The organism is Methyloceanibacter sp., assembly GCF_050999895.1.
GTDB lineage: Bacteria > Pseudomonadota > Alphaproteobacteria > Rhizobiales > Methyloligellaceae > Methyloceanibacter.
The window spans coordinates 1-9,158 of record NZ_JBPCOU010000046.1 but is presented as its reverse complement, the minus strand read 5'-3'; the positions used below and the strand labels follow the sequence as shown (position 1 = coordinate 9,158).

Genomic DNA, 9,158 nt, shown 5'->3' with positions numbered 1-9,158 from the left:
CGACGTAGAGGACTCCGATCGAGGCGAGAATGAAGAGACACAGCGTCCAAGTGATGACGCGGTGGGAGCCTAGGTGATCGTCGAGCAGGCCGCCCAAGGCAGCGCCGACCGTGCCGGCGATGGTGAGCACAATGCCGAAGAGTCCGAGCTCCATGGCGCCCCATCCAAACACGGTGGCGGCGTAGATCCCGCCAAAGGCAAACACGGCGCCAAGGCCATCGGCGTATAGCATGCGTGCAAGCAGAAAGCGCGCGATCTCCTTATGGTCCCGCAGCAACTCCTTCATCCCGCTCATGAGTTGTACGAGCCCCGCTTTGACCGCACCGGACCGAGGCGCGGCGTCGCGGCGATCTGGCGTGAACAGGAATAGCGGGAGGACGAAAACGAGATACCAGAGCGCGGAGAACGGCCCGACGAGACGATCGCCTTCGCGCGTTGCCGTGTCGAGCGTGATGAGCGGCGGCAGTCCGAGGAGAGTTTTTCCCGTGCTCGGATCGGCAGCGAGGAAACCGGCGAAGAGGACAAGGCTGACAACGCCGCCGACATAACCTGTCGCCCAGCCGAAACCCGAGAGCGAGCCGAGCCTTGCCGCGGGCACAAGTGACGGCATTATCGCATTGGTGAAGACGGTCGCGAGCTCCGCGCCGATAATCGCAAGCGCGAAGGCAAGAAGCACAAGCGGGAGCATCTGCATGTCGCCCGGCGCCGCGAACCACAGCCCGGCGCAGCCCATCACGATGAGCAAAGAGAAGCCCGCGATCCACGGCTTGCGCTGCAGTCCGGCGTCGGCGATGGCGCCGAGCACGGGCGCGAGCAACGCCGCGATTAGCTCAGCGATGCCGGTGGTGTAGGCCCACAGCGCCGAGCCTCGCGCCGGATCGTCCATGAAACCATTGACGAAGTAAGGCGCAAACAGAAACGTGACGATGAGGGTGTAGAAGGGCTGGCTCGCCCAGTCGAACAACACCCAGCCAAAAATTCCGCGCCGCGTGCTTTCCTGCTCGCCCCCGCTTTCAGCAGCTCTGCTACGGGCGCCGCGGGTCATCGAGCACGATCAGATGGTTGGGAAGCCCATTGCAGTCACCGCGACCCGGCGGGAAATGCTCGGCGAGAACTTCGCCGCAGGCTTTCACCGCCGCGATGAAACCTTCCGTGCGTGAGCCCCGCCCGATATTGACGGTGAGCTCGTTGATCAGCTCTTCCCACATCTCCGGCCGCACTTTGCGGTAGATGCCTTCGTCGGCGATCACCTCGGCGAAGCGCTCCGCGACAGACACAAATATGAGAACACCGGTGCGGCCTTCGGTCGTGTGCAGGTTCTGCACGATGAATTGCTCCACCGCCTTCTGGTGGGCGCGCGCGCGTTTCAGCGCGGTTGGGGTGATGGCGATGCGCAACGGCTCCCATTGCGTCAGAACCGCGCCGGCGGCGAAGACGATGAGTTGCGCAAGATAGATGTGCTCGATCGGCCAGTCGGTCGCGTAGATCAAAGGCAGCGGTACGGCGAGCGCCAGCAGCGCCGCCAGCATCAGCGCGAAGGAGCGGTAGCCGTCCGAGGCGCGGGCCACGATGACGACGATCTCGCCGCTGGTGTTCGCTTCAGCGCGGGCAATGGCATTGGAGATCGCTGCATGCTCTTCGGCGCTGAAGGGCTCCATCGTCCTCTCCTACCAGCCGCCGGAGGCGCCGCCGCCCCCGAAACTGCCGCCGCCACCAGAAAAGCCGCCATCACTGCTGCCGCTCCCCGAGCTGCCGCCCCATCCCGGGCCGGGAAGGAAGATCGGCCCACCGCCGCGGCCGCCGCGTGTCGCGCGAGACGGTTGGCGCGCGCTCTGCCACATTGAGTACACGACCCACAGAATGATCAGTGTCCAGAAGATAACCATGAACCAGTCGATCGCAGGATCGTCGGCGTCGGGCCGCGCCTTGGCGCGCTCCTCCACCTCAGCGGCGTCGCCCGTCAGCGACAGCACAATGTCACGCACGCCATCCTTGATGCCGCCGGCATAGTCGCCGGAGCGAAAGCGCGGCAGGATCGCATTCTCGATGATGATCTTTGACAGCGCGTCGGTGAGTGTCGGCTCCAGCCCGCGACCGACCTCGATGCGGACCTTGCGCTCGTTGGGGGCGACAATGAGAACGACGCCGTTGTTGAGCTTGGCCGTGCCGATGCCCCAGTGCCGGCCGAGCTGATAGCCGAAATCCTCGATGGCGTAGCCTTGCAGCGACGGCAGCGTCACCACGACGAGCTGGTCGGAGGCTTTGTCTTCGAGCGATTGAAGCTCCGCTGTCAGCGCCGCCTCGTCCGCCGCGCTCAACAGATCGGCGGCGTCGACCACGCGGCCGCTGAGCGCAGGAAAGGTCGGCTCGGCACAGGCGGGGCCGAGCCAGAACACCAGCGCCAGGGCAAAACCGACCGTGCCGAAGCGCCTTGCCATCGCGGCCATCCGGCCCTTGCCTCGACCGCGGCTAGAACTTCACCTCGGGCACCTTGGTCGTCTCTTCCGCCACGGTGAAGTTCTGCATGGGCTCCGCGTCGGGATAGAGCAGCGCGCGCCACCAGCGGCCGGGGATGGTCCTGATCTCGGTGTTGTAATCCTTGACGGCCGTGATGTAGTCGCGGCGCGCGATCGAGATGCGGTTCTCGGTACCCTCAAGCTGCGACTGAAGCGCGAGGAAGTTCTGGTTCGACTTGAGATCGGGGTAGTTCTCCGTGATCACCAGCAAGCGTCCAAGGGCGCCGGAAAGCTGGTTCTGAGCCTCCTGGAATTTCTGGAAGGCTTCCGGATTGGTGAGGATATCGGGAGGAAGGCGCGTTTGCGTCGCCTTGGCGCGGGCTTCGACGACGTCGGTCAGCACCTTGCTCTCCTGCGAGGCATAGCCCTTTACCGTCTCGACGAGATTGGGAATGAGGTCGGCGCGGCGCTGATACTGATTGAGCACCTCGCTCCAAGCGGCCTTGGCCCGCTCCTGTAGAGTCGGGATGGTATTGATGCCGCAGCCGGCGAGCAGGACGCTCGCCAACACCACGCAAATTGCGCGAGCGGTAGCGCCCGGCCGCGTGAGCGTCCAAGCCAACATGACATCCTCCTTTGAAAAGGACCAAAACAATCTCGGGGGATCGATGTATTGGCGCCCTTGTCGCGGCGCAAGCTCTTTCAGCGGCAGGCGAATACATTCGCGGGCTACGTCGCTCAGCGTTTCGCGCGCATTAACAGGTTTACGCGCGGCTCCGGCCGTGGCCATCAATTCTGCGACGTTAAGCGTTCTCGGACGGGCAAGCTCGATATCCATGCGCTCGAACTCTCGCATGATGCCGAAATTGATGGCCTGATGGATGTCCATATAGGTGTTGTGATCGGGGCTAGGCACCCAATAGACAATCTCAAACACCAAAGCGGATTCTCCGAAGCCGTGAAAATGCGCGCGCTCGAAACGCGTCACTGCCCTGGTCTTCGATGATCTCCTCGATGAGCTGGGAGATGCGCTCGAGGTTATCGATCGGCGTCTCGTAGATCGGCCTCACGGCGAAGAGCACGCGCCGCTCGGCCATGCGCTTGTAGTTGTGGATGCGCGAATTTAGAAGGTCGGAGTTCGCGCACACGATCTGCTCGCCGGACAGGCTCCGCAGTCGCGTGGTCTTGATGCCGATGCGTTCGACCGTACCGCTTTGGTAGCCGAAGACGATGAAGTCGCCGACCTCGAAGGGACGGTCGAGCACGATGGCGTGCGAGGAGAAGAGGTCGCTGAGGACACTCTGCGCAGCGAGTGCCACGGCGATACCGCCGATGCCTGGTCCGGCAACCAACGCGGTGACGTTGATGCCCAGATTCTCGAAAATGAGCAGGAGCGCCAGCGTCCAGACGCCGACACGCACGATAAATTCGACAGGGCGTTGCGCATGGGCGCCTTCGCCCGGCGCGGCGCGAGACGCCACTCCAGCGCGGCGGAGACGATGCGATCCGCCCAGAGCGTGATCTGGATGAAAAGTGCCACGACGAAGAGCGAGAAAATGAAATCCTGCGCCGTGGACGGCAGCGACAGCAGGAGCGTCGAGGCGTAGAGCGAGGCGATAACAATGAAGAGCGAGGATGTCTTCTGGACCAGTTCGCGCAGCACGGTGCGCCAGTGGAGGTCCTCGCCGGGGCCGGGCTCGGGCAGGCGATGGAGCAAGAACAGCTTGGCGACGAAGGCCACCACGAGAACAGTAGCGCCGAGAATAACCGCCAAGCCCCATAGCGTCAGGACGTACCGTAAACTTCGTTCTCCATGAATCGCAGCTTCCGCACACCCGTCTTGCTGTTTAGGGCTGCAACTTAGCCATAAGAGCGGCGTTGGCCACCCCTGGAGCGACCGAAAGGCTGTCCACGAACGCGCAACCTAATTCCTGCCGTCATCGTGTCTTAACGAATGGGTGGGGCGCGAGAGACCGTCGGAGTCCAAAGATATAGTGTTGCGCGAAGGGAACAGAGGGATACTTATTCGACGAGCGCCCCCAAGGCTTTGCAAAAGCACCGGGTCGATGAGGAACGAAAGGGAGAAACTAACCTCGCGTAGCGGCGCAATTTTCTCCGAGGCGAACCGGAATCTCTGCCAGCAACCGTTCCGCCTTGTGCACGTTAGCTAATCAGAAGGCTCTGCTGGTCAAAATAGCGGGACTCTCTTAGTGTGATTCGGCTGAGTCGCCGGGGGACTCACACCTAAGGATTCTCAAATGGGCTGGACCATTCACGGGGAGCGTGTGTGTTGCGTATAAAGTACCTGACCCCAGAGGCCGCGCGGCGCGCGAAGCGGACGGCTGCCGTATTGACGGCTTCTCTCGGCGTTGCCGCCCTCGTCGCCACGGTGGCGATGTCGCCTGCCGACGCCAAGAAGCGTAAGGCCGACGCCAATTTAATCGAGGAGAAGGCGCCGCAGGCCGATAGCGGCGAGCCCATGACGCTTATCGTCTCCCTCCGCGAGCAGAGGGTCGACGTTTACCGGGGCACGACCTTGGTCACCAGCTCGAAGGTGTCCACGGGAATGCGCGGCTACTCGACCAAAGCCGGGGTGTTCACGATTCTTGAAAAGAAGCGTATGCACCATTCCAATCTCTACAGCGGCGCGCCGATGCCGTGGATGCAGCGCGTGACCTGGTCGGGTACGGCGCTGCATGCGGGTGTGGTGCCCGGCTATCCGGCATCGCATGGCTGCATCCGGCTGCCCTTCTCCTTCGCGCCCCAGCTCTACAAAATCACCGGCGTTGGAGAGCACGTCGTCGTCGCCCAGAAACGGCCCACGCCGACAATCATCGAGCACGCCAATCTTTTCCAGCCCGCGCCGCCGCCTGAGGCGCCGGCCATGGTGACGAAGCAAGATCCGCAGCGGCAATCGAGCCTTGAGGCCGTCCCCGCGAAACTGGGTCTGCCGGTGATCCTTGCCAAAGCCGACGTTCCGAACCTTGCCACCGACGCGGCGCCAATGGCCCCGGCCGGCGTTGCGGAAGGCGCCAACCATGCCAAGCCCGGCGCCCCGGAGCCCACCGTCCCAGGCTACGCAAACGGCAGCAGCGACGACACCCGTACCCACGCCATCAACCCGTTCGCCGGCACTTCAGGCGCGACTGGCGCCCATGCGCTTGAATCCACGGACGAGCCCCTCAAGGAGCGTACGGCGGCAAGCCCTGCTCCCGCGGCTGAGCCCTCACTCAGCGACGCGAAAGATCAGGCCTCCAATCAGCCAAATGCGGCGGTTTCCAAGCTCGAGGCCCCTGCAATCTCTGCCAAGACGGACACCGCGAGCGCCCCGGCGCAAACCACCGTTGATGCGGTCGTGACCCCGGTTTCGGTGGGGACGCCCGCGCTGCCCGCGCCCGTCGCCGCGGCGGTCGAGCCTTCCGCGCCCGCGCAGCCTCCGTCCGTCATTGGAACGAGACTCGATGCCGGCATGAAGTCTGCGGCGACCCAGGCCGCAGAACCCCGCTCGCAGGCGCCCTTGCGCATCCTCGTGACGCGGCGGACCCAGCGCGACCGGGTCATCGGCGTGCAGAATATCCTGACCGACATGGGCTATATCGAGCGGCAGAATTTCGACGGCACCATCGGGAAGGAGACGCTTGGCGCCATGAAGGCCTTCCAGAAGGCCAACGGCATGGCCGAGACGGGTACCTTCAACGACGAGTTCGTCAACAAGGTCTACGCCGTCGCCGGGAAGGGTATCCCGCCCGAGGGCCACCTCTTCGTGCGGCAAGACTTCGGCCGCGTCTTCGACACGCCGGTCTCCTTCCGCGACCCCGAGAAGCCGCTCGGCACCCACGTCTATACCGCCATGAAGTTCGCTCCTGGCGACACCCACACGCGATGGATGGCGGTCAGCCTCCAGGACGACGATGGGAAAGAGGCCCTGGATCGCCTTCAGATCCCCGATGACGTGCGTCAGAAGATCTCCGAGCGGCTGACGCCTGGATCGTCGCTGATTGTCGCCGATCTCAGCATCAACGCGGCGAGCCTCGCCAAGGGCGCCGATTTCGTTGTTTGGGCCAAGGACATGCCCGCCAAGGTCACCTCGGCAAGCCTCAAGTCGGAGCTTGCCCCGCAGCCACGGAAGAACCGGACGCGAGCCGTGCGGCCCAACACCTATCAAAACAATTACGGCAACAATTTCGGCTTCCGCAATCAGCGTGGCTACCGGCGCTGGCCCTAGCGAAGGCTGACGAAATAACGCGAGCGTCAGGAAATCCCTGGCGCTCGTTTGTTATTTTGCCCGCATGGTCCAGACCGTTGCCGGCCAAGAAACGTTGGGAATGGGCGGGCCTGGAATCCCCTCACCGCCACAATTCGCCCTTAGGATGCGCCTGCATCTGCCTTCGATGCGGCAACCAATTCGCACGCCTCCCGTTAGGATAAGCATGGCCGATATCGTCATCATCAATCCGCGTTTCGACGTTTCGTTCTGGGGGATGGAGCATTGCATGGGCCTGCTGGGCAAGCAGGCGAACCTGCCGGTGGCTTGCCTCGCGCTGCTCGCCGCCCTCGTGCCGGACCATCACGACGTGACCCTGATCGACGAAAACGTCGAAGACATCGATTTCGAGCGCTTGGGGCGGGCCGACCTTGTCTGCTTAACAGGCATGAGCATCCAAGGGCGGCGCATGCGCGAGATCCTGGACGAGGTGCGGGCGCGCGGCGTGATGACCGCCGTTGGCGGGCCGATGGCAACCGTCGAGGAAGAGCAACTGGACGGGCTGACCGACATCATCTTCGTCGGCGAGGCGGACGATACCTGGCCGCAGTTCCTGCGCGACTGGGACCAAGGCTGCCACAAGGCGCGCTATCAGCAGGAGGACAAAACCGACGTCACGCAGCTGCCGCTGCCGCGTGTCGATCTCCTCAAGGCCGAGCGCTACATGTTCGGTAGTATGCAGATTTCCCGCGGCTGCCCGTTTACCTGCGAGTTCTGCGATATCATCGTGACCTTCGGCCGGAAGCCCCGCCTCAAAACCAGCGAGCAGGTCCTGGCCGAGCTTGAATCATTCCAGCAGGCCGGCTTAAGAATCGTCTTCGTCGTCGACGACAATCTCATCGGCAACAAAAAGGCGATCAAGCCGATCCTGCGCGACATCGTGGCGTGGCAGCAGGAGCGCGCCTATCCGCTCACGCTCTTCACTGAGGCCTCGCTCGATCTCGCCGAGGACGACGAGCTGATGGAGCTGATGGGTCATGCGAATTTCCAAAGCGTGTTCATCGGCATTGAGACCCCGAACGAGGCGTCTCTGAAAGAAACCAAGAAGCACCAGAACGTTCGCCCGAACGCGGGGACGCTTTTGGAGCGCGTGCATCGTATCCAGAAGCGCGGCATCGATGTCTGGTGCGGCATGATCGTCGGCTTCGACAATGACGATCCCACGATCTTCGACGTGCTGCCGACCTTCCTGAGCGATTCTCGGATCTCCGCGGCCCTGATCGGCATGCTGCATGCGATCCCGACCACGCCGCTTTACGACCGGCTGAAGATCGCGGGGCGGCTGAACGACGACGATGCGAGCGATCGCTACGGCACCAATGTCATTCCGCTCGGAATGTCACGCGAGGAGCTGCGCGACGGTTTCATCGACGTGATGAAGGCCTCCTATACCCCGGACGCGTATTTCGAGCGGCTCGACGCGCTGTTCATTGATCGAGGCTTCAAGTTCACGGTGCACGAGTTGCCGTTTTGGAAGACGCAGAAATTGGCCTGGGCGAAGCGGTCCTTCCTCAATTATGTGAGGTTTGCCGTGGTGGCGTCTCGCGTACTGCGGCAGGTGGAGGACGACCAGCTGAAGGCGCGGTACAAACTGCAGCTCTGGCGCGTACTCAAGGAGCGAGCGGGCGAGCCGCATATCCTCTTCGTCTATGTGCTCAAGGTGGCGATGCATTACCACTACGACGCGCTTGTCCGCGATATGGCGAAGGTGGATGCCGTCACAGGCGCGATGCCGATGGCCGGACGATCCTTCTCGCGGGTGAAGCGGCGGGAAGAGGCGCCGCAGGCGCTTGCAAGCTAGTCCCAGCGACAGCATTCCGGTGCAACGACGCGCGCGGCGCGCGGCCGCAGACCCATCGGATGATGGCTCTGAAGCTTGCGATTCTCATGTAAGGAAATTTGGAGCGGGCGATGGGATTCGAACCCACGACCCCAACCTTGGCAAGACCGGTCGCCACGCGCCCAATCTATAATCTTCGCGACTTTTGCGTATCAATCACTGCGGAACAGAACAAAAACATTACTTCATTACGCGGACATTCTGCGGACGAGGCCAATAGCGCACGCGGCTCCTCGCATGAAGTTCGGATGATGATGACCGTAAACCGCCATCAGCGTTTTCTCACTCATCGCAAGGAAGCCTGCTGCTTCCCACGTCCCTATGCCGGATTGCATTAGCCAAGTCGCGGCCGTGTGCCAAGGTGTGCGGGGTCACATCAACAATACCCCCACGCTCACATGCTGCTCAACGGTGCGATTGAAAAAACGCCGATTGCATCGAAGGCGGATGCTTTGGCCGCGCTCGATCTGATCCGTGATGAGACCGACCCCGCCCTGCGTCTGTCCGTTGCGATGGTTGCAGCCCTCCGCAGCTATATCGAGGTCAGCGACAACTGATCCCGCCTGCGCCGTGGCCCCTTCGTCCAAGCGTTCGGGGT

8 protein-coding genes are annotated in these 9,158 nt (G+C 62.8%); 3 read left to right on the top strand and 5 right to left on the bottom strand.

Translation table 11 applies throughout. From position 1 onward, the window contains the following. The 5 genes from ACR2J1_RS04640 to ACR2J1_RS04620 form a co-directional block, all read right to left on the bottom strand. The coding region (locus ACR2J1_RS04640) for an MFS transporter (RefSeq protein ID WP_434018173.1) at positions 1 to 1,045 on the bottom strand (1,045 nt) is incomplete at its 3' end. Next, positions 1,026 to 1,658 (bottom strand): TPM domain-containing protein, encoded by a 633-nt coding sequence (locus tag ACR2J1_RS04635; RefSeq protein WP_434018172.1) that lies wholly within the window; start codon positions 1,656 to 1,658, stop codon positions 1,026 to 1,028. The genes ACR2J1_RS04640 and ACR2J1_RS04635, both read right to left, overlap by 20 nt. 9 nt (positions 1,659 to 1,667) lie before the next feature. Continuing rightward, entirely contained in the window at positions 1,668 to 2,438 is a 771-nt protein-coding gene (locus tag ACR2J1_RS04630; protein ID WP_434018171.1) for a TPM domain-containing protein, read from the bottom strand. Positions 2,439 to 2,469: 31 nt separating this feature from the next. After that, positions 2,470 to 3,081, bottom strand: a complete 612-nt coding sequence (locus ACR2J1_RS04625; protein ID WP_434018174.1) for a LemA family protein — start codon at positions 3,079 to 3,081, stop codon at positions 2,470 to 2,472. A gap of 304 nt (positions 3,082 to 3,385) precedes the next feature. Beyond that, a complete protein-coding gene (locus ACR2J1_RS04620; RefSeq protein WP_434018170.1) occupies positions 3,386 to 3,937 on the bottom strand; it encodes a mechanosensitive ion channel family protein in 552 nt (183 codons plus the stop codon). A gap of 806 nt (positions 3,938 to 4,743) precedes the next feature. On the opposite strand from ACR2J1_RS04620, the gene ACR2J1_RS04615 reads away from it, so the two are divergent. The 3 genes from ACR2J1_RS04615 to ACR2J1_RS04605 all read left to right on the top strand — a co-directional run bounded on the left by ACR2J1_RS04615 (position 4,744) and on the right by ACR2J1_RS04605 (position 9,117). Continuing rightward, a complete protein-coding gene (locus tag ACR2J1_RS04615) occupies positions 4,744 to 6,681 on the top strand; it encodes a L,D-transpeptidase family protein (RefSeq protein ID WP_434018169.1) in 1,938 nt (645 codons plus the stop codon). Between the two features lie 205 nt (positions 6,682 to 6,886). Continuing rightward, complete coding sequence (locus ACR2J1_RS04610) at positions 6,887 to 8,521, top strand: radical SAM protein (RefSeq protein ID WP_434018168.1); 1,635 nt, start codon at positions 6,887 to 6,889, stop codon at positions 8,519 to 8,521. A 437-nt stretch (positions 8,522 to 8,958) separates the two neighbouring features. Beyond that, positions 8,959 to 9,117, top strand: a complete 159-nt coding sequence (locus ACR2J1_RS04605) for a hypothetical protein (RefSeq protein ID WP_434018167.1) — start codon at positions 8,959 to 8,961, stop codon at positions 9,115 to 9,117. Positions 9,118 to 9,158: the final 41 nt, after the last annotated feature.